The sequence below is a fragment of the Herbaspirillum sp. CF444 genome (genome assembly GCF_000282135.1).
Lineage (GTDB): Bacteria > Pseudomonadota > Gammaproteobacteria > Burkholderiales > Burkholderiaceae_D > Herbaspirillum.
On the sequence record NZ_AKJW01000007.1, the window covers coordinates 73,340 to 92,785 of the forward strand.

Genomic DNA, 19,446 nt, shown 5'->3' on the forward strand with positions numbered 1-19,446 from the left:
CGTTACCGATGAAGGAAAGCCTCAGTCTATACATCGATTCCAATCGATGCAAACATCGCAAGATACGCATATTTGTTTCCCAAGTCCGTCGCTAGAATAGGTAAAACCCGGACAAAACCAGTTTTATTTACAAGGATGCGTATCGATGGAACATGCACTGTATCAGCCCATGGGCGGCAACATCATGCCCCGTTTTGGGGGGATTGCCACCATGATGCGGCTGCCGTATGTCGAAGATCCCGCCGGCCTGGACGTCGGATTCGTCGGCGTGCCGCTGGATATCGGCACCTCCAACCGTTCCGGCACGCGCTTCGGTCCGCGCCAGATCCGCACTGAATCGGTGCTGCTGCGTCCCTACAACATGGCCACGCGCGCCGCGCCCTTCGATTCGCTCAAGGTCGCCGACATCGGCGACGTCGCGCTCAATCCGTACAGCCTGCTCGACTCGGTGCGCATGATCGAGGAAGCCTACGACCGCATTTACGCCAGCGGTTGCAAAACCATCAGCATGGGCGGCGACCACACCATGACGCTGCCGATCCTGCGCTCGATATACAAGAAGTACGGCAAGGTCGGCCTGATCCACGTCGATGCCCACGCCGACGTCAACGACACCATGAACGGCGAAAAGATCGCCCACGGCACGCCGTTTCGCCGCGCGTTCGAAGAAGGCCTGCTGGATCCGCAACGCGTGGTGCAGATCGGCCTGCGCGGCACCGGCTATCACGCCGACGATTTCGACTGGTGCCGGGACCAGGGTTTCCGCGTGGTGCAGGCCGAGGAATGCTGGAACAAATCGCTGGCGCCGCTGATGGCGGAAGTGCGCGCGCAGATGGGCGACGGTCCGGTTTACCTGACCTTCGACATCGACGGCCTCGACCCGGCCTTTGCACCCGGCACCGGCACGCCGGAGATCGGCGGCCTGACCGTGCAGCAAGGGATGGAGATCATCCGTGGCGCCAAAGGCCTGAATATTGCTTCCGCCGATATCGTCGAAGTGTCGCCGCCGTACGACCAGGCCGGCACCACGGCGCTGGTGGCGGCCAATCTGGCGTATGAAATGTTGTGCGTGTTTCCCGGCGTGAAGTATCGGGCGTAGCAGAGAGTCGGCGACGTCTGATCCGTATTGTTAAAACGAAATTCCAAGGATGGCATTCCATGAGTGAAACCCGGTTGTGGGGCGCGCGTTTCCGCTCCGCCCCTGACGAGGCCCTGATGAACCTGTCGCGCGGCGGCATGGCGCATTTCCGGCTGACGCATTTCGACATCGTGTCGTCGCAGGCGCACGCGCGCGAGTTGCTGCGCGCCAAGCTGCTGACCGAGGACGAATGCAAGGCCATCGTCGGCAAGCTCGGCGAACTCGATGCCGCCTTCGCGCGCGGCGAGATCACGCCGTCGCCGGCCGATGAAGACGTGCACACCTTCATGGAACGCATCCTCGTTGACGCACTCGGCGACACCGGCGCCAAGTTGCGCGCCGGCCGTTCGCGCAACGACCAGGCGGCCAACAATCTCAAGCTCTACCTGCGCGCCGAGAGCCGCGCCATCGGCGAGCTGCTGCTCGACTTGCAGGACGCGCTGATGGGACAGGCCGGCCGGCATCTGCAGACGCTGGCGCCGGGCTTCACGCATTTGCAGGCGGCGCAACCCATCGTGTTCGCGCACCAGCTGCTGGCGCATGCGCAGACCTTCAGCCGCGACATGTCGCGCTTCATCGACTGGGATCGCCGCAGCGCGCGTTCGCCGCTGGGCGCGGCCGCCATGGCCGGCTCGGCGATCGCCTTGCAAGCTGAGTTGTCGGCCGCCGATCTCGGCTACGACGGGCCCTGCGAAAACTCCATCGACGCCGTCGGCAGTCGCGACCACGTCGCCGAATTCCTGTTCGTCGCCTCCATGCTCGGCGTGCATCTGTCGCGCCTGTCGGAAGAAATCACGCTATGGGCTTCGCGCCAGTTCCAGTGGGTCGACCTGGACGACAGCTTTTCCACCGGCAGCTCAATCATGCCGCAGAAGAAAAATCCCGACATCGCCGAACTCACGCGCGGCCGCGCGGCGCGCCTGATCGGCATGCTGACCACCATGCTGGTGGCGCTGAAGGGTTTGCCGTTTTCCTACAACCGCGACCTGGCGGAAGACAAGTTCGCCGCCTTCGAAGCCGTCGACGTGCTGCACAAGGTCTTGCCCGCCATGGCGGGCATGATCCGCACCATGCGCGTCAATACCGCGAAGCTGCGCCGCGACGCCACGCAGGGATTCACGCTGGCGACCGAAGTGGCCGACTGGCTGGCGCGCCGCGGCGTGCCGTTTTCCGCCGCGCATGAAATCACCGGCGCCATGGTCAAGCTGTGTGAAGACAAGCAGCTTGAATTGCACGAGCTGAGCGACGCCGAGATGAGCGCCATCAGTCCCTATCTGTTGCCGGAAGTGCGCAGCGTGCTCACGCCGGAAGCCGCCGTCAACGCCCGCAGCGGCTACGGCGGCACGGCGCCGGCGCAGGTGGCCGCGCAATTGCAGCGCCTGCAACAGACCGTCGCCGGCCAGCGCGCGTGGTGCGGCAATGAAGCCGGGCCGACGGGCTCTTCTTACGCAGGTGCTTTATGACTACGCCATCTTCCTCCCCATTCGCCATCGATCATCTGAAGATCGTGCCGCGCCGCTTCTACGGCCGCTGGCTGTCGGCGGCGCTGATCCTGCTGGCGTTCGCCTTCATCGTCAACGCCTTCGCGCACGGCCAGATCGAGTGGAAGATCGTCGCGCAGTTCATGACCGCCAAGGTCATCATGCACGGCTTGCTCAACACCATCCTGATGACGATTTATGCGATGACCATCGGCATCGTGCTGGGCGTGGTCTTCGCCGTGATGGTGATGTCGCCCAATCCCATGCTCAAGGCCATCGCCGGTTTCTATATCTGGTTTTTCCGCGGCACGCCGCTGTTGCTGCAGATGTTGTTGTGGTTCAACCTGGCGCTGGTGTTTCCGATGATGGGCATCCCCGGCGTGTTCGAAGCGCGCACGGTGGACCTGATCACGCCCTTCATTGCCAGCCTGCTGGGTCTCGGCATCGGGCAGGGCGCCTACACCGCCGAGGTGGTGCGCGGCGGCATCCTGTCGGTCGACAACGGCCAGACCGAAGCCGCCAAGGCCATCGGCATGACGCGCCTGACCGCGCTGCGCCGGATCATCCTGCCGCAATCGATGCGCGTGATCATCCCGCCCATCGGCAACGAAGTCATCAGCATGGTCAAGCTGACCTCGGTGGCCAGCGTGATCCAGTTTTCGGAGATCCTGCACAACGCCCAGACCATCTACTTCGCCAACGCGCGCGTGATCGAGCTGCTGATCGTGGCGACGGTCTGGTATCTGGCGGTGGTGACGGTGTTTTCCATCGGCCAGCATTTCCTGGAAAAGGCGTTTGCGCGCAATCAGCGCAAAGTGGCAAAGACGGTAAAACTGAAAGCGGCGCAGGTCGCGGTCCTCGAAGGAGCGCAATCATGAGTGTAGCCATGAGCGCCGTCCTGCAAGCGCAAGCCGCCATGCCGATGGTGGTCGCGCACGATGTTCAGAAATACTACGGCAGCTACCACGCCCTCAAAGGCATTTCGATGGAAGTCGCCAGCGGCGAAGTGATGTGCATCGTCGGCCCCTCCGGTTCCGGCAAGAGCACCTTCCTGCGCTGTATCAATCAACTGGAGCGCACCGACGGCGGCGCCATCTGGCTGGGCGGCGAACTGTGCGGCTATCGCCGCAAAGGCAACGAACTGCGCGAACTCAGCGACAGCGAAATCGCGCGTCAGCGGCTGGCCAGCGGCATGGTGTTCCAGCGCTTCAATCTGTTCGGCCACATGACCGCCTTGCAAAACATCATGGAAGGCCCGGTCGTCGTGCAGCAGCGCAAGCGCGCCGAGGTGCGCGACGAAGCCGAAGCCCTGCTCGAGCGCGTCGGCCTGGCCGGAAAGTCCGGCGCCTATCCGGGCGAATTGTCGGGCGGCCAGCAACAGCGCGTGGCGATTGCGCGCGCGCTGGCGATGCGGCCCAAGCTGATGCTGTTCGATGAGCCGACCTCGGCGCTCGATCCGGAACTGGTCGGCGAAGTGCTGGGCGTGATGAAGGACCTGGCGCTGTCCGGCATGACCATGATCGTGGTCACGCACGAGCTCGGGTTTGCGCGCGAGGTATCGGATCGCGTGGTCTTCATGGATCAGGGCCAGGTGCTGGAATGCGGCACGCCGGCCGAAGTCCTGGCGCGTCCGCAGCATGCGCGCACCAAGGAATTTATTGCGGCGATTTTGAGCTGATATTGAGTTGATATTTTTAACAAGGGGAATCAAGTGAAACTGTTCAACCGTCTTCTGACAAACATGAGCCCAAGCCTGAGCAGCATCGCGCTGGCAGCGACTGCCATCACTGCAATGGGCGCAATTTCAGCACACGCCGCCGATCTGCCCGACCGCATCAAGAAGGCCGGCAAGCTGGTCATCGCCACGCAGGCCAACTATCCGCCGATCGCCTACAAGAATCCCGAAACCGGTCAGCTCATGGGCCTTGACATCGAGCTTGGCGAAGCCATCGCCAGGGAACTCGGCCTCAAGGTCGAGTATCAGGAAACCGCCTTCGCCCAGGTCTTCAGCTCGCTTGCCACCGGCCGCGTCGACATCGCCATGGTCGCCATCAGCGACACGGCGGAACGCCAGAAGGTCGCCGATTTCATCGACTACATGAAGACCGGCCCGCAGTTCTTCACGCTGCAAGCCAATGCCGCCAAAATCAAGGGCATCGCCGACGTTTGCGGCACCAAGGTCGGCGCCAGCCGCAACACCAACTGGCCGACGCAGATCGCCGCGTGGAGCAACGACAACTGCGTCGCCAAGGGCAAGGCGGCGATCACCGTGATCGGCACCGAAGGTTCGGTCGACGCGCGCACGCAACTGAAGACCGGCCGGATCGACGTCGCCGTACAGGGCAGCGAGACCTTGCCGTACTTCCAGACCATGGAAGCGAACACCTACGTCCTGCTCGGCCAGCCGCTGTTCCAGCAGGAGACTGGCATCCCCGTTTCCAAGACCGAGCCGGTGCTGCGCGCCGCCGTGCTGGGCGCATTGCAAAACCTGCAGCGCAACGGTACCTACGACAAGCTGCTGGCAAAGTACAAGTTGCAATCGTCGGGCATGCCGGTGGCAGTGAATCAGGGGAAATAAATCATGAGCGAGGTTGCCGGCAGCAGCAGGGAGACCGTCGACGACGCCGAATGGAACACGCGCTGCGAGCTGGCGGCGCTGTACCGGCTGGCGGCGCATTTCCGCATGACCGACATGATCGACACGCATATCTCGGCGCGCCTGCCGGGGCATGAGGATCAGTTTTTGATCAACCGCTACGGTGTGCTGTTCCATGAGATGCGCGCCTCCGATCTGGTCAAGGTCGACTACGCGGGCCGCGAGCTCAAGACCGGCAACGGCGCGCCCGCCGGGCAGCGCGTCAATGCCGCCGGCTTCACGATCCACTCTGCGGTTCACCATGCGCGGCCCGATCTGCATTTCGTGATCCATACGCATACCTCGGCCGGCATCGCCGTGGCGGCGCAGGAGCAGGGTTTGCTGCCGATCAGCCAGCACGCGATGAAGTTCTACGGCAAGCTCGGCTATCACGACTACGAAGGCATCGCGCTCGACCTGGCAGAGCGCGAGCGGCTGGTCGCCAACCTCGGCAGCCACAAGGCGATGATCCTGCGCAACCACGGTTTGCTGGCGGCGGGTTCGACGGCGGCCGAAGCCTTCCACGAAATCTACTTCCTCGAACGCGCCTGCCAGGCGCAGGTCGCCGCGACGTCGGGCGGGCAGGCGCTGCGTCTGCCGCCGGAGTCGGTGCGCCTGCGCACGGCGCAACAGTTCGCCGGCGACAACGCGAGCGGCATCATGGATCTGGCGTGGCAGGCTGCATTGCGCCTGATCGAAAACGATCAACCCGACTATCGCCAATGATCCTCTGTTTATGACTAAAGTTGTTTTTCTCGGCGTCAGTTCTGACATCCCAAAAATTGCAGTGCTGGCGCGCGAGCGTGTCGGCGACATTGAAGTCATGCTGCCCGGCGACGCCGGCGCAGCAGAGGCCGAAGTCGCCGTCTGCTGGTCGCCGCCGCCCGGCGCGCTGGCCGCCTATCCGCGTCTGCGCCTGATCCACGCGATTGCAGCGGGCGTCGACAACATCCTGTGCGATCCGCAGCTGCCGGCGCTGCCGCTGTGCCGCGTGGTCGCACCCGACCTGACCGTCGCCATGACGGAATTCATTACCTGGGGCGTGCTGTATTACCACCGCGATCTCGACCGCGTCATCGCCAACCAGCGCAACAGGATCTGGCATCGCATTCCGCTTGCCGCAGCTTCTTCATGCAGCGTCGGCATCATGGGCGTGGGACAACTCGGCGCGCACGTCGCCGGCGAATTGCTGCGCATGGGATTCAAGGTGCGCGGCTGGTCGCGTCAGGAAAAGACGGTTGAAGGCATGGAGGGTTTTCACGGCGAGGCGCAATTCGAAGACTTCCTCGGCGGCACCGATATCCTGGTCTGCCTGTTGCCGCTGACGGCACAAACGCACGGCATCCTCAACCGCGTCACGCTGTCGGCATTGCCGGCCGGCGCCGCTCTGATCCACGTCGGTCGCGGCGGTCATCTGGTATCGGCGGAGGTGCAAGCCATGCTGGAGAACGGCCATCTGCGCGGCGCCATTCTCGACGTATTTGAAAAAGAACCCTTGTCCGTCGAGAGCCCGTTCTGGTCCATGCCCAACGTCATCGTCACGCCGCACATCGCAGCCGCCGCCAGTTACGACAGCGTGCTGGATCAGATCGAAGAAAACATCCGGCGCCTGCAACAAGGCGAGGCGCTGCTCAATGTGGTGGATCGCAGCAGCGGTTACTAGTTCTTCTTAAGCCACCGACGGCTTCACGCAGCGCGCAAAGACGCCGTTCACCGCGAGCGTCAACGCCAGTGCGCCGACTTCGCACGCTGCCCCCACCCAACCGAGGTCGGATACGGAGAACACGCTCAGGGTCAACGCGCCCAGCGCAGCGCCCAGAGAAAATCCCAGATACATGAACGAGGCGTTCAGCGACAGCACGATGGGCGTTCCCTTGAGGCCGGCGATGCCGATCAGGTTGGCTTGCTGCGCCGGAAAAAACGACCAGTGCGCCAGGCCCCAGGCAACTACGCCGACCAGCAGCGGCAGCAAGGCATGGACCGGCGAGAGCCAATAGGCGCTGGCCGACAGCAGGGCGAACGCGAGCGTCATGACGGCGAGACTGGGCAGGATCACCGGGCGCGGGCCGAGACGGTCGACGGCCTTGCCGCCGATCGCCACGCCGATTGCGGCGGCAGCGCCCCACATGAATAGCACATAGCCGATCTCGGCGCCGCGCAGCATGGTTGCATGTGACACCAGCAGCGCCAGATAGGTGTAGACGGTGTACGCGCCCATGGCCCACAAGGTTGTTACCAGCAGGCTCATCAGAATGACCGGACGGCGCGCCGTGGCGAGGCGTTCGCGCAAAGTGGCGACCGGCAGGTTGGCGCCGATGCCGCGCGGCAGGCCGAAGATCAGGCCGGCGGTCGCCAGCGCCGACAGCATCGCCACGCCGAAGAAGGTCATGCGCCAGCCGAGGTGTGCGCCTATCAGCGCGCCCAGCGGCACGCCGAAGGCGACTGCGATCGAGATGCCGCCGTTGACGATGGCCAGTGCGGTGCCGCGGCGTTCCGGGGTGACGGTGGCGCCGGCCAGCGCGTTGGCGCCGGGGACGAAGATGCCGGCGGAAGCCGCCAGCAAAATGCGCGCCGCCATCAGCCACCAGTAGTTGGTCGCGGTGCCCGCCATCAGGTTGGCCAGCGTGAACATCACCATCGCGGCGATCATCAGGCGGCGGCGATCGATGGCGCCGGTCAGCGCGGTGAGCACCGGTGAACTCAGCGCATAGGCCAGCGCAAAGACGGTCACCAATTGGCCGGCGGCGACTACGCTGACTTGCAGGTCGGCGGCCATCTCCGGCAACAGGCCGGCGATCATGAAGCTTTCGGTGCCGACGGCAAAGGTGCCGAGCGCCAGCCAGAACAGCGGCAGGAAAGACGAGGTTGTGGGAGCCGCGCCGGTGGAGGAGTTTATTTTCATGACGTTCTCTCAATCAGGGATGCCGCCTTCGGCAACATGTCATTGCTGCGCCCGGCCGGCGGCGTCGAGTTCGGTGAACTCTTGCTCAGTCAGGCAGATGCGTGCAGCGGCGACGTTCAGTTCCAGGTGTTTCACTTTCGATGTGCCGGGAATCGGCAACATCACCGGGCTGCGCTTGAGCAGCCAGGCCAGCGCGATCTGCGCTACCGTCGCTTCGTGGCGCGCCGCGACCTTCGCCAGCGCCGACGACAACGCGCCCTGCAGCAAATCGCCGCCCGCCAGCGGATACCAGGGGATGAAGCCGATGCCGTGCTGCGTGCAGTAGTCGAGCACGTCTTCGCTGGCGCGGTCGGCGAGGTTGTAGCAGTTCTGCACGGTCGCCACCTTGAAGTGGCGCGACGCCGCTTCGATGTCGGCCACGCTGACTTCGCTCAGGCCGGCGTGGCGGATGACGCCGTCGTCGATCAGTTGTCGCACCGTGCCGAATTGTTCGTCGGCCGGTACCCTTGGATCGATGCGGTGCAATTGCCACAGCCCGATCTGTTCCACGCCGAGCCGGCGCAGGCTGGTGTGCGCCTGCTGGATCAGGTATTCGGGACGGCCCAGCGGCACCCAATGGTCGGGACCGGTGCGCACCAGCCCGGCCTTGGTCGCGACCAGGATGCCGCCGTAGGGATGCAACGCGGTGCGGATCAGATCTTCCGACACGTTGGGGCCGTAGGAGTCGGCGGTGTCGATGAAGTTGACGCCCAGATCCGGCAGGCGGCGCAGCGTGCGGATCGCTTCGGCGCGATCTTCCGGTTCGCCCCAGATGCCGGGGCCGGTGATGCGCATCGCGCCGAAGCCGAGGCGTTGTACCGGTGTCGTGCCGTCGATCAGAAAAGTGTTGTTGCCGTCTGCCATGTCAGATTCTCCGAAAAGTAAAAGGAACGGGGCACGGTGCATCGATATGCGATGTCCGCGCCCGTCGTTTTATGCTGCCAGTGCCGCGCTTGCGTTGACTTCGTGGCTTACGTGGAACGGATAATCGGTATAGCCGACCTCGGTGCCGCCGAAGAAAGTAGGACGATCATACGGGTTTAAGGCCCAGCCGTTGCGCAGGCGCTCAGGCAGGTCCGGATTGGCGATGAAGTCGCGGCCGAACGCGACCAGGTCGGCATCGCCCGCCTGCAGGATCGCTTCCGCCGTCTCGCCCTTGAAGCCGCCCGCCGCAATGATGAGGCCTTTGTAATGTTTGCGCATGAGTTGCGCGGCGACCGGCGCCGGATCCTTGCTGTCGTCGTCGACATTGCCGAGCACGCGCGGTTCGATCAGATGCAGGTAGGCCAGGTCTAGGGTGGCGAGTTGCTGGGCGACGTAAGTAAACAAGGCTTCCGGATTGCTGTCGGACATGTCGCCCCAGGAGCCGCTCGGGCCGAGGCGCACGGCGACGCGCTTGCTGCCCCAGACAGAGATCAGTGCGCGCGTGACGTCGAGCAGGAAGCGGCTGCGGTTTTCAAACGAGCCGCCGTAACTGTCGGTGCGCTTGTTGCTGCCGTCTTGCAGGAACTGGTCGAACAGGTAGCCGTTGGCGCCGTGGATTTCGACGCCGTCGAAACCGGCTCGCACGCCGCGTTCGGCGGCTGCGCGGAAGCTTTCGACGAGGTCGCTGATTTCCGCAATCGTCAGTGCGCGCGCCGGGGTGTTGGGAATCCAGCCGGCTTCGGTGTAGGCGACGCCGCCGTGTTCCACCGCCGAGGGCGCGACCGGCTGGCCGCCGCCGGGCTGCAGCTGGCTGTTGGATTGACGGCCGGCGTGGTACAGCTGCAGGAAGATGCGGCCGCCCTTGGCGTGGACGGCGTCGGTGACCAGCTTCCAGCCGGCGATCTGGCTGTCGTCATACAGGCCGGGCGCGCCGAGGTAGCCGTTGCCGTTGGCGGCGGCGATGGTGGCTTCGCCGATCAGCAGGCCGCCTGGCGAAGTGCGCTGTGCGTAATACTCGGCCATCAGCGGGCCGGGAACGGCGCCGGCTTCGGCGCGCATGCGGGTCAGCGGCGCCAGCACGACGCGGTGGGAGATTGCGTAAGGGCCGACGTTGACGGCGGTGTGGAGTTTTGAGAGTTGGGACATGGTTTGCTCACTGTTGGGTTCGGTAGGTTTGTCGGAAGGTCCGCAAAACGCAGTGCAAAGTGCAAATGCGATGTGAGCAATATAGGCGTCATGAGACTTAAGAAAAATAGCCCGGATTTCTCAACATATCGGACAATAGTTCTTGAATCGCCTGATTGATTTTCGATCGGCGCATCCCACAACTGAACCTGTCACTTCACCCTGGAAGCGGATCACCATGGACAGCCTCAACGGCATTTCGATGTTTGTGCAGGTCGCGGAAACGCGCAGTTTTACTGAAGCGGGCCGGATTCTCGGCGTGTCGTCGTCGGCGGTCGGCAAGAGCATCGCGCGCATGGAAGAGCGGCTGCGCGTGCGGCTATTCCATCGCAGCACGCGCAGCATCACGCTGACGGCGGAGGGTGCGCTGTTCCTCGAACGCTGCCGCCGCATCCTCAGCGAGGTCGATGCGGCCGAGGCCGAGTTGTCGGATGCCGCCGGCAGTCCGCGCGGGCGTCTGCGCGTGGGCGCGCCGCAACTGGTCAATCTGCTGATGCCGATCTTCGACAGTTTCATGGCGCGTTATCCCGACATCGATCTCGACATCGACATGTCGGATCGCATGGTGGACGTGGTGGAAGAGGGCTTCGACATCGTGATCCGCACCGGCGAGCAGACCGATTCGCGGCTGGTGGCGCGCCGGCTGGGCGCCTGTCCGCATGTGCTGGTGGCCACGCCCGGCTACCTCAAGCAGCACGGCACGCCGGCGCATCCCAACGAACTGGCGAAGCACGCCTGCCTGCAGCATCGCTTTCCCGCCACCGGCAAGCTGGAGCGCTGGCCCTTGCGGCGCGAAGAAACCGACCCCGAACTGGTGCTGCCGGAAACCATCACCGTCAACACCATCGAGCCGCTCGCGTATTCGGTGCTGCAGGGACGCGGCATCGCCTTCCTGCCGGCCTTCCTGGTGCGCGATGCGCTTGAGCAGGGTTTGCTGCGCACAGTGCTGGACGACTACCTGGACCGCACCGTGGTGTTCTGGATGCTGTGGCCGGCGAGCCGGTATGCCTCGCCCAAGCTGCGCGTATTCATCGATCACATGAGCCGGCATTTGCGCATCTGAGCGGGCCGCCGCGCGGTATTTCGACGGGAATTGCCCGCGGAAAACATCTCTGTTTCCGGCTTTCGTCCGTGGCCCGATTGTTTACAGTAAGGACTTCGGAACTCGCATATTTTTTTTGTTTCTCCACGGCATCAATATGCTGTCGGTAGCGGGTAAACATTTCTCAGCACTCATTCAATCTGGAACGCTCGTGGTTGCCGGTTTATTTTTCAGCAAGATGCATAGCAAAGTCGGCGGAAGGACGCGCCGGCCATGAGCAGGAGCTACTCCGCCGCCGTGAAGCGGGTCATCGCCGCGCAGCATCAGCGTTACGCCTTTCCTGCGTCCGACGAGCTCGCAAAGGGGGCATCGCCGCGCGTCATCCATCAGCATTTCACCGTGGCCGGCGAAAGCCGCGCCTTGCAGGCGCCGGCCTGGAGCGACTATGTCGGCCGCATCCTCGATTCGCCGGTGTCGCGCACGCAGATCGAGCAGGGTTTCAAGGGCGAGATCGACTCTTACGTGCTGAGCGACATGATTTACCTCGACAGCCGCACCGACGCCTTGTCGCAGGCGCGCACGCTTGCTCGCATTTCGCGCGACAGCGTGCGCGACTATGTTTTCCACGTCGCCGTGGAAGGCATCATGGAAACCACCACCGGCGCGCTGAAGCAAAAGAAGTCGTCGCAGTTCGTGCCGGGCATCCTTGCTCTCGACTTGGGTCAGCCCATGCGCATGGTGCGTCCGACGCAGTCGCGGGTGCTGGCGTTTTTCCTGCCGCGCGCCATGGTGGAAGAAGAAATCGTCGACGCCGAAGCAATCCACGGCCAGGTGCTCGGCTACACCACGCCGCTGACGCGCCTGATCCTCGATCGCGTGACCAGCCTGTGCGCCGGTTTGCCGGCGATGCCGCAGGAAGAGGCGGAACAATCCATCCGCGTCTGCGCCGGACTGATCCTGACGGCCTTCAAGAAACAGTCGCGGCGCGGCGACGGCGCGCGTGATGCGGTCCGGGTCGCCATGCGCAACCGGATCCGCGACTTCATCGAAACCAGGCTGCGCGACGGCGAGCTGTCGACGGAAGCCATCCTGCAAAGTTTTCCGATCCCGCGGCCGACCTTGTACCGCATGTTCGAGCACGAAGGCGGGATCGGCACCTACATCCGCAACCGCCGCTTGCGCGAAGCGGCCGAAGAACTGGCCGCCGCCCCGCACGTGAGCATCATGGAAATCGCCTACGGCTGGTCCTTCGGCAGCCCGTCTGACTTCACGCGCGCCTTCCGCCGCGCTTACGGCATGGCGCCGCAGGATTTTCGCGCGCTGGGCGTGGATCTGCTGGGCGGCTGAATGGTCCCGTCAATTGCCGTTTTTTCATCAAAACCGGCGGCGCTGCGGTCAAGCTTGCTTTCCGGCAAGGTCGCGGCTCCCTTCCGAAAATCCAATTCTCAAGGCATTCCGGGCGGCTTCGATGTAAACTACGGGCTGATTTTGTGTTGTGCGCCGAAAAGAAAGCGTCCGCAAGTCGGCGTTTTACGGAATTGACTTTCTTTGATGGCAACATTTCTTCTTTGAAACACTCTCCTCAGACTGTTTCAGCGCGCAATTAAGATTGACGACAGGAAGCGCCAATACAATCACTGCACTGAATAAACACAAACAGAGAAGCAAAACCGACACATCAACAGCAAGGACGTCATCATGACCACAGATAAATCCACCATCATCTATACGCTTACTGACGAGGCGCCGCTGCTGGCGACGTACTCCCTCCTGCCGATCATCCGGACCTTCACCGCACCGGTGGGCGTCGATGTGGTGGAAAGCGATATTTCGGTGGCGACGCGCATTCTGGCCGAATTCCCGGACCGTCTGACGCCTGAACAACGCGTTCCCGACAACCTGGGCGCGCTGGGCAAGCTGACGCAGGATCCGAGCGCCAACATCATCAAGCTGCCGAACATCAGCGCTTCGGTGCCGCAGCTGCAAGCCGCGATCCGCGAACTGCAATCGCGCGGCTATGCGATCCCCGACTTGCCGGAAGATCCAAAGACAGACGAAGAAAAAGAAATCCTGAAGAGCTACTCCAAAGTGCTCGGCAGCGCCGTCAACCCGGTCCTGCGCGAAGGCAACTCCGACCGCCGCGCGCCGGCATCGATCAAGCGCTTCGCGCGCAAGCATCCGCACAGCATGGGCGAGTGGAGCATGGCGTCGCGCAGCCACGTCGCGCACATGACCCACGGCGATTTCTACCACGGCGAAAAATCCATGACCATCGGCGCCGCGCGCGACGTCAAGATGGAACTGATCGGCAAGAGCGGCAAGACCACCGTGCTCAAGGCCAAGGTAGCCCTGAAGGCCGGCGAAATCATCGACAGCATGTTCATGAGCAAGAAGGCGCTGTGCGACTTCTACGAAGAGCAGTTCGAAGATGCGCGCAAGACCGGCGTCATGCTGTCGCTGCACGTCAAGGCGACCATGATGAAGGTGTCGCACCCGATCGTGTTCGGCCACGCCGTCAAGATTTTCTACAAGGAAGCGTTTGCCAAGCACGGCAAGCTGTTCGACGAACTGGGCGTGAACGTCAACAACGGCCTGGTCAACCTGTACGAAAAAATCGAGACCCTGCCTTCGTCGAAGAAGGAAGAAATCATCCGCGACCTGCACGCCTGTCACGAACACCGTCCGTCGCTGGCCATGGTTGATTCGGCCAAGGGCATCTCCAACCTGCACGCGCCGAACGACGTGATCGTCGACGCCTCGATGCCGGCCATGATCCGCATCGGCGGCAAGATGTGGGACGCCAACGGCAAGCCGCAGGACACCAAGGCGGTGATCCCGGAAAGCACCTTCGCCCGCATCTATCAGGAAGTCATCAACTTCTGCAAAACCAACGGCAACTTCGATCCGACCACCATGGGCACCGTGCCTAACGTCGGCCTGATGGCGCAAAAGGCGGAAGAATACGGTTCGCACGACAAGACATTCGAAATCGCCGAAGACGGCGTTGCCAACATCGTCGACCTCGCCACCGGCGAAGTCCTGCTGACGCAAAACGTCGAGCAAGGCGACATCTGGCGCATGTGCCAGGTCAAGGACGAACCGATCCGCGACTGGGTCAAGCTGGCCGTCACGCGCGCCCGCAACTCCGGCATGCCGGCAGTATTCTGGCTCGATCCGTACCGTCCGCATGAAGCAGAACTGATCAAGAAGGTCGAGACCTACCTGAAGGATCACGACACCAAGGGCCTGGACATCCAGATCATGTCGCAAGTGCGCGCCATGCGTTACACGCTGGAACGCGTGATCCGCGGCCTGGATACCATCTCGGTGACCGGCAACATCCTGCGCGACTACCTGACCGACCTGTTCCCGATCATGGAACTGGGCACCAGCGCCAAGATGCTGTCGATCGTCCCGCTGATGGCCGGCGGCGGCATGTACGAAACCGGCGCCGGCGGTTCGGCGCCGAAGCACGTCAAGCAACTGGTGGAAGAAAACCATCTGCGCTGGGACTCGCTGGGTGAATTCCTGGCGTTGGCCGTGTCGCTGGAAGACATGGGCATCAAGACCGGCAACAAGAAGGCGCAAATCCTGGCCAAGGCGCTCGACGATGCGACCGGCAAGCTGCTGGACAACAACAAGTCGCCGTCGCCGAAGACCGGCGAGCTGGACAACCGCGGCAGCCATTTCTACCTGGCCATGTACTGGGCGCAAGAACTGGCGGCGCAAAAGGACGACGCCGAACTGGCCGCCAAGTTCGCACCGCTGGCCAAGACGCTGACCGAGAACGAAGCCAAGATCACTGCGGAACTTAAGGCAGTCCAGGGCAATCCGGTCGACATCGGCGGCTACTTCCTGGCCGACCCGAAGAAGGTCAGCGAAGTCATGCGCCCCAGCGCGACCTTCAATGCCGCGCTGAGCGAAGTCAAGTAAAAGTCAAGTAAGTAAGAGTAAAACGGATCTGCGCAAGCTGGCGGATCCGCAAAATAAAAAAGGCGGACCAATTCCTTGGTCTGCCTTTTTTCATTCTGCACGAACAGTCATGCCATCCCCCCGGTCGGCATGTTGTTCATTGCATCGGTATTGCCGGATTGCGAGGCGCTCAGGCGCCGGAGTAAAGCGTGTCGCCATGCTGCGCGGTTTGCAATTGCCGTTCGACGTCCTGGCGGCTCTGCGACGACGGCGCTTGCGACACGACGGGATAATTGTCGCCTTCCGACAGCAGGCCCTGATGTTCGGCCTGGATCAGATCCTGTTTGACCTGCGCGCGCGAGACGGTCGACGTGAATGGCTGGTCAGCCGGATACGGTGCTTCGGCGAAGGCGCCGGCGGCGGTGCTCAGTGTCAGGACGGCGAGGGCGATGTGAAATGTACGCATGGTGTATTCTCCAAAAATAAGGCGACGGCCGCAGTCAGTCGTGCAAACCACACGACTTGGGAAAAACATTGAAGGGGGCTGCGGCCATCGTGAATACATTGTGCGCTGCAGCCATCGACGCCAGCATGACGAACGGATGACAATTTCGTCATGCCCATGTCAGGGGTTTGCCAGACAAAAACCATGTGTGTAACGCGAGCCGACGTCGTGCAAATTGCGCACGAATTGTTTGTGCGTTGATTGCCGTCCTGCGCGTACATCCCTGCATGCCGCGCGGGCTTTGCGACAGCGGCCGATGCGGGTGTAAGATAAAAGACTCCATGTCCTCCAGCACAAGGTGAGTCAACGATGATGAAACCTATTTTCTTCGTACTTGTCCTTGCCGCCGCCGGCATCATGCAGAGTCATCCGCTGCCGGTGCTGGCTCAGGCGCAGGCAGCCGATCCCAGTTGCGACTGCCAGCAACCCGTCGGCGCCTGTGCGGCGTCGATCGCCGTCAAACCGGTCGAGGCCACCACGCTCGGTTCCTATGCAGCGGAACTGAAATTCACCTCGTCCGCGCCGGCCTGTTCCAAGATCAACTACTACGTCGACGGCACGCCGTATTTCAACGTGCTCGTGAGCGGCAACACCGGCACCGACAACATCTGGGGGCCGAAGCAGGTGAGCCGCGCCAATATCACCGACATCAGCTGCCAGGTCTGCAAGCAGGTCGAGATCAAGCCTGTCCCGCAAGACGGCAAGCCGGCCAGGAGCGAACGCAAGCCGTCGTTGTTCGATGGTCAATGGGCGGGAGCAGGGAACAATTCCTTCGGTTCGGCGCAACGCTGGACGCTCAGCTTCGCGACCACGGCGGCGGGACAGGCCGCCATCACCGGCACCATGGAAGGCAACTTCCCGACGGTGCCGATCAGCGCCAGCGGCATCGTCAGCGGCAGCACGCTGAGCTGGAAGGATCAGCAGACGACGTGCTCGGCCAACCTGCTCACCGACGTATCGCTGGCCTTCGAATGCCACGGACAGGGCTCGGTGCAGATGGTGATGAAGCGGCAGTAGCCGCTGGGCTTGCCTGGGCTTACCTGGTTTGTCCAGGTTCACAACCGGTGTGGAATCAGCCGCACCGGAATCGATTTCGCCGCCGGCGGCGTTGGTGTAGTCGGTGAAGGTGGCTTCTTCCGGAATGTCCTTGGTCTTCATGGCGCTCTCCTGGCTTCCATCGCGGATGCTGTGCAAGAGCCCATATTCCGCCACCCGCCGGGGTTTGACTGTAGGCCGGACGCGGATTTACATGCGCCGGTTTTCCTACACTGCGACAGCCGAAGATGTTGTTCAGGCAAGCCGGCGCGCAAAGGCGTCAGCGCCGTTTGGCGTTCTTGCTCCAATAGCCGAAAGGTTCTTCATGGCAATCGATATCGAGCTCGGCGACACGGCTTTGCAGTTGTTCTTGCGCATCATGAATGGCGGAGTTGTAGACCAGCGGTCCGACTTCTTCGAGAAAGAAGTGCAGCAGCGATTCCGCCTGCAGGCTGCCTGCTTCGGCGTCGAAGTTGTCGCGCAGATAGCGTTGGATCGAGGCGACGGCTTCCTTTTGCAGTCCTTGCTCCAGTTTGATGGCCATGATGTTTGTTTCCTGTCGTTGATGGTTGCAGCGATGGGTTGCGGATGCAGTCGGGGCGCTATTGTAGACCAGGCGGCGGTATGAACTGCAAGCGTCTTTGGATTCTCTTTCGTTTTGCAAAGTCCGCTATCCTGTGATCATCGACCACCCGCTCATTGCCATGCCGGACTTCTCTTCCTCCTCTTCTCGCCCATCTGTTGGCCGCTTGCGCAAAGTCATCTGGATCGTGCTGTGTCTTCTGCTGACGCTGGCGATCACGGCGGCAGGCGCGTGGACCGGTTTTGCTTTGTGGTTTCAGTTGGCTGCACCGACGCAAATCCGGATTGTTGCCATCGTTTTCCTTGCGCTGGCGATGCTGGCGGCGGTGCGCGCTTTATGGCAACGGCGTTGGAAGCCGGTGATCTGGTTTGCGGTTTTTTTCGCTGGCGTGCTCGGCTGGTGGAGCACCTTCAAACCGTCGCACGACCGCGTCTGGGCCGATGACGTGGCACGCCTGCTGCACATCGATGTCGACGGCAGCAAGGTGCGCCTGACCAACGTGCGCAACTTCGATTGGCGCAGCGAGACCGACTACACCGTGCGCTGGGAAAATCGCGAATACAATCTCGACCATCTGGTCACGGCCGATCTGGTGCTGTCCTACTGGATGGGGCCGGCGATTGCGCACACGTTGGTGTCGTTCGGTTTTGACGATGGCCGCTATCTGACGTTTTCGGTGGAGATTCGCAAGGAGAAGGGCGAAAGTTTTTCGGCGCTGGGCGGTTTCTTCCGCAAGTTCGAGACCGTGCTGGTGGCTTCGGATGAGCGCGACATCATCCGCGTGCGCACCAACATGCGCGGCGAGGACGTGTATTTTTATCGCCTGCAAGTTGAGCCGGCAACGCTGCGCAAACTGTTCATCGGCTATGCCGGCGAGGCGCGCAAGCTGGAGCAGGCGCCTGAGTTCTACAACACGCTCACCAGCAATTGCACCACCATCGTGTTCGACCTGGCGCGCGCCATCAATCCGCAATTGCCGCTGGACTATCGCCTGCTGGCGTCGGGCTATCTGGCGGAATACGCTTACGATGTCGGCGGCCTTGCGCCCGGCGTCGACTACGCCACGCTGAAGGCGCGTGGACGTATTACCGGGCGCGCACTGGCGGCCGGCAATGATCCGCGGTTTTCGGAATTGATCAGGGTCGGTATTCCGGGCGTGGCTCCTGCAATACTGCCCATCCCTGCAAAATAATCTTCAGGTCCAGCGCGCGGCGGAACCCACCGCCGCCGGCATCGCTTCGCGCATGGTTTCGATGAAGTAGCGCAGCCGCGCAGGGTAGAAGCGGGCATAGGGATAGATGATCGACACCGGCAGCGGGGCTGCTTCCCATTCGGGCAGCAGCGGCAGCAGGCGGCCGTTTTCCATGTGTTCCTGCAGCAGCCAGGCCGAACCGAGGATCAGGCCGACGCCTTCGACCGCCGCATTGGTCAGCGCATACAGGCTGTCGGAACTGAGGCGCGGCTGGAACGTCACTTCGGCGACTTCGCCCGTGACGACGTTCCTGAGCGTGATGTCGCGCCGATAGAATTGCGGGATCGCCAGCCACGGCATCGTCGCCAGGTCGCGCGGATGTGCGGGCATCGTATGACGCGCCAGCAGCGACGGCGCAATCGCCAGCATGCGCGGCACTTCGGCCAGCCGGATCGCCACCACCGAGGGGTCGGTGACTTCGCCGACCTGGATCGCACAGTCGATGCCGTGGGCGATGAAGTCGGCGATGCGATCGTACAGCAGCCATTCCACCGTGATGCCCGGATGACGGCGCATGAATTCGGCCAGCGGCCCGATCAGTTGTCCTTGTCCGAAGGCATTCGGCACCACCACGCGCAGCGAGCCGCCGGCTTCGACATTGGCGCCGCGCAGATCGAATTCGAAAGATTCCCACTCCGCCAGCAGATTGAGCGCGCGCTCGTAGCAGCGCTCGCCGTCCTCGGTCAGTTTCATGGCATGGGTGGAGCGTTGCAGCAGGCGCAGGCCCATCGAGCGTTCCAGTAATTGCAGCCGGCGGCTGATGGTCGGCTGCGTGGTGCCCAGTTGCGCAGCCGCCGCCGACAGGCTGGGGGG

Annotated in this window: 18 protein-coding genes; 12 read left to right on the forward strand and 6 right to left on the reverse strand. The window is 62.7% G+C overall.

Annotation, left to right across the window (positions count from 1 at the left end; genetic code table 11):
* The first annotated feature begins 145 nt into the window (after window positions 1-145).
* The 7 genes from speB to PMI16_RS00990 are packed head-to-tail and all read left to right on the forward strand — an operon-like array spanning window position 146 to window position 6,917.
* Window positions 146-1,099, forward strand: coding sequence for an agmatinase (speB, locus tag PMI16_RS00960; RefSeq protein ID WP_007875469.1), 954 nt, complete (start codon window positions 146-148; stop codon window positions 1,097-1,099).
* 59 nt (window positions 1,100-1,158) lie between these two features.
* Complete coding sequence (gene argH / locus PMI16_RS00965; RefSeq protein ID WP_007875470.1) at window positions 1,159-2,601, forward strand: argininosuccinate lyase; 1,443 nt, start codon at window positions 1,159-1,161, stop codon at window positions 2,599-2,601.
* Window positions 2,598-3,497 (forward strand): amino acid ABC transporter permease, encoded by a 900-nt coding sequence (locus PMI16_RS00970; RefSeq protein WP_007875472.1) that lies wholly within the window; start codon window positions 2,598-2,600, stop codon window positions 3,495-3,497. The genes argH and PMI16_RS00970 overlap by 4 nt, the downstream gene beginning before the upstream one ends.
* Entirely contained in the window at window positions 3,494-4,297 is an 804-nt protein-coding gene (locus PMI16_RS00975) for an amino acid ABC transporter ATP-binding protein (RefSeq protein ID WP_007875474.1), read from the forward strand. The genes PMI16_RS00970 and PMI16_RS00975 overlap by 4 nt, the downstream gene beginning before the upstream one ends.
* A gap of 33 nt (window positions 4,298-4,330) precedes the next feature.
* A complete protein-coding gene (locus PMI16_RS00980; RefSeq protein ID WP_007875476.1) occupies window positions 4,331-5,197 on the forward strand; it encodes an ABC transporter substrate-binding protein in 867 nt (288 codons plus the stop codon).
* 3 nt (window positions 5,198-5,200) lie between these two features.
* Complete coding sequence (locus PMI16_RS00985) at window positions 5,201-5,980, forward strand: class II aldolase/adducin family protein (RefSeq protein ID WP_007875477.1); 780 nt, start codon at window positions 5,201-5,203, stop codon at window positions 5,978-5,980.
* A gap of 10 nt (window positions 5,981-5,990) precedes the next feature.
* Entirely contained in the window at window positions 5,991-6,917 is a 927-nt protein-coding gene (locus PMI16_RS00990; protein WP_007875478.1) for a 2-hydroxyacid dehydrogenase, read from the forward strand.
* Between the two features lie 6 nt (window positions 6,918-6,923).
* Here the strand turns inward: PMI16_RS00990 and PMI16_RS00995 are convergent, their stop codons facing one another.
* The 3 genes from PMI16_RS00995 to PMI16_RS01005 all read right to left on the reverse strand — a co-directional run bounded on the left by PMI16_RS00995 (window position 6,924) and on the right by PMI16_RS01005 (window position 10,265).
* On the reverse strand, window positions 6,924-8,156 hold the full coding sequence (locus PMI16_RS00995) for an MFS transporter (RefSeq protein ID WP_007875479.1): 1,233 nt from the start codon (window positions 8,154-8,156) through the stop codon (window positions 6,924-6,926).
* Between the two features lie 39 nt (window positions 8,157-8,195).
* On the reverse strand, window positions 8,196-9,059 hold the full coding sequence (locus PMI16_RS01000) for an aldo/keto reductase (RefSeq protein ID WP_007875480.1): 864 nt from the start codon (window positions 9,057-9,059) through the stop codon (window positions 8,196-8,198).
* Window positions 9,060-9,128: 69 nt separating this feature from the next.
* Window positions 9,129-10,265: an alkene reductase gene (locus PMI16_RS01005; RefSeq protein ID WP_007875481.1), complete on the reverse strand. Its 1,137-nt coding sequence runs from the start codon at window positions 10,263-10,265 to the stop codon at window positions 9,129-9,131.
* Window positions 10,266-10,482: 217 nt separating this feature from the next.
* Here PMI16_RS01005 and PMI16_RS01010 point away from each other — a divergent pair, with 217 nt between their 5' ends.
* The 3 genes from PMI16_RS01010 (at window position 10,483) to PMI16_RS01020 (ending at window position 15,279) form a co-directional block, all read left to right on the forward strand.
* The gene (locus PMI16_RS01010; RefSeq protein ID WP_007875482.1) at window positions 10,483-11,367 is read left to right on the forward strand and encodes a LysR family transcriptional regulator; all 885 of its coding nucleotides are present in this window, start codon (window positions 10,483-10,485) and stop codon (window positions 11,365-11,367) included.
* Between the two features lie 252 nt (window positions 11,368-11,619).
* Complete coding sequence (locus PMI16_RS01015) at window positions 11,620-12,693, forward strand: helix-turn-helix domain-containing protein (protein ID WP_007875484.1); 1,074 nt, start codon at window positions 11,620-11,622, stop codon at window positions 12,691-12,693.
* A 351-nt stretch (window positions 12,694-13,044) separates the two neighbouring features.
* Window positions 13,045-15,279: an NADP-dependent isocitrate dehydrogenase gene (locus PMI16_RS01020; RefSeq protein WP_007875486.1), complete on the forward strand. Its 2,235-nt coding sequence runs from the start codon at window positions 13,045-13,047 to the stop codon at window positions 15,277-15,279.
* 169 nt (window positions 15,280-15,448) lie between these two features.
* On the opposite strand, the gene PMI16_RS01025 is transcribed toward PMI16_RS01020, so the two are convergent.
* Window positions 15,449-15,724 (reverse strand): DUF4148 domain-containing protein, encoded by a 276-nt coding sequence (locus PMI16_RS01025; protein WP_007875488.1) that lies wholly within the window; start codon window positions 15,722-15,724, stop codon window positions 15,449-15,451.
* A 348-nt stretch (window positions 15,725-16,072) separates the two neighbouring features.
* Between PMI16_RS01025 and PMI16_RS01030 the strand changes: the two genes are divergently transcribed.
* Window positions 16,073-16,780: a hypothetical protein gene (locus PMI16_RS01030; protein ID WP_007875489.1), complete on the forward strand. Its 708-nt coding sequence runs from the start codon at window positions 16,073-16,075 to the stop codon at window positions 16,778-16,780.
* 298 nt (window positions 16,781-17,078) lie between these two features.
* Here the strand turns inward: PMI16_RS01030 and PMI16_RS01035 are convergent, their stop codons facing one another.
* A complete protein-coding gene (locus PMI16_RS01035; RefSeq protein ID WP_007875490.1) occupies window positions 17,079-17,342 on the reverse strand; it encodes a DUF2164 domain-containing protein in 264 nt (87 codons plus the stop codon).
* A 160-nt stretch (window positions 17,343-17,502) separates the two neighbouring features.
* Here PMI16_RS01035 and PMI16_RS01040 point away from each other — a divergent pair, with 160 nt between their 5' ends.
* Window positions 17,503-18,573, forward strand: a complete 1,071-nt coding sequence (locus PMI16_RS01040; RefSeq protein WP_007875491.1) for an Lnb N-terminal periplasmic domain-containing protein — start codon at window positions 17,503-17,505, stop codon at window positions 18,571-18,573.
* Window positions 18,574-18,576: 3 nt separating this feature from the next.
* On the opposite strand, the gene PMI16_RS01045 is transcribed toward PMI16_RS01040, so the two are convergent.
* Window positions 18,577-19,437, reverse strand: a complete 861-nt coding sequence (locus tag PMI16_RS01045; protein WP_237719762.1) for a LysR family transcriptional regulator — start codon at window positions 19,435-19,437, stop codon at window positions 18,577-18,579.
* Window positions 19,438-19,446: the final 9 nt, after the last annotated feature.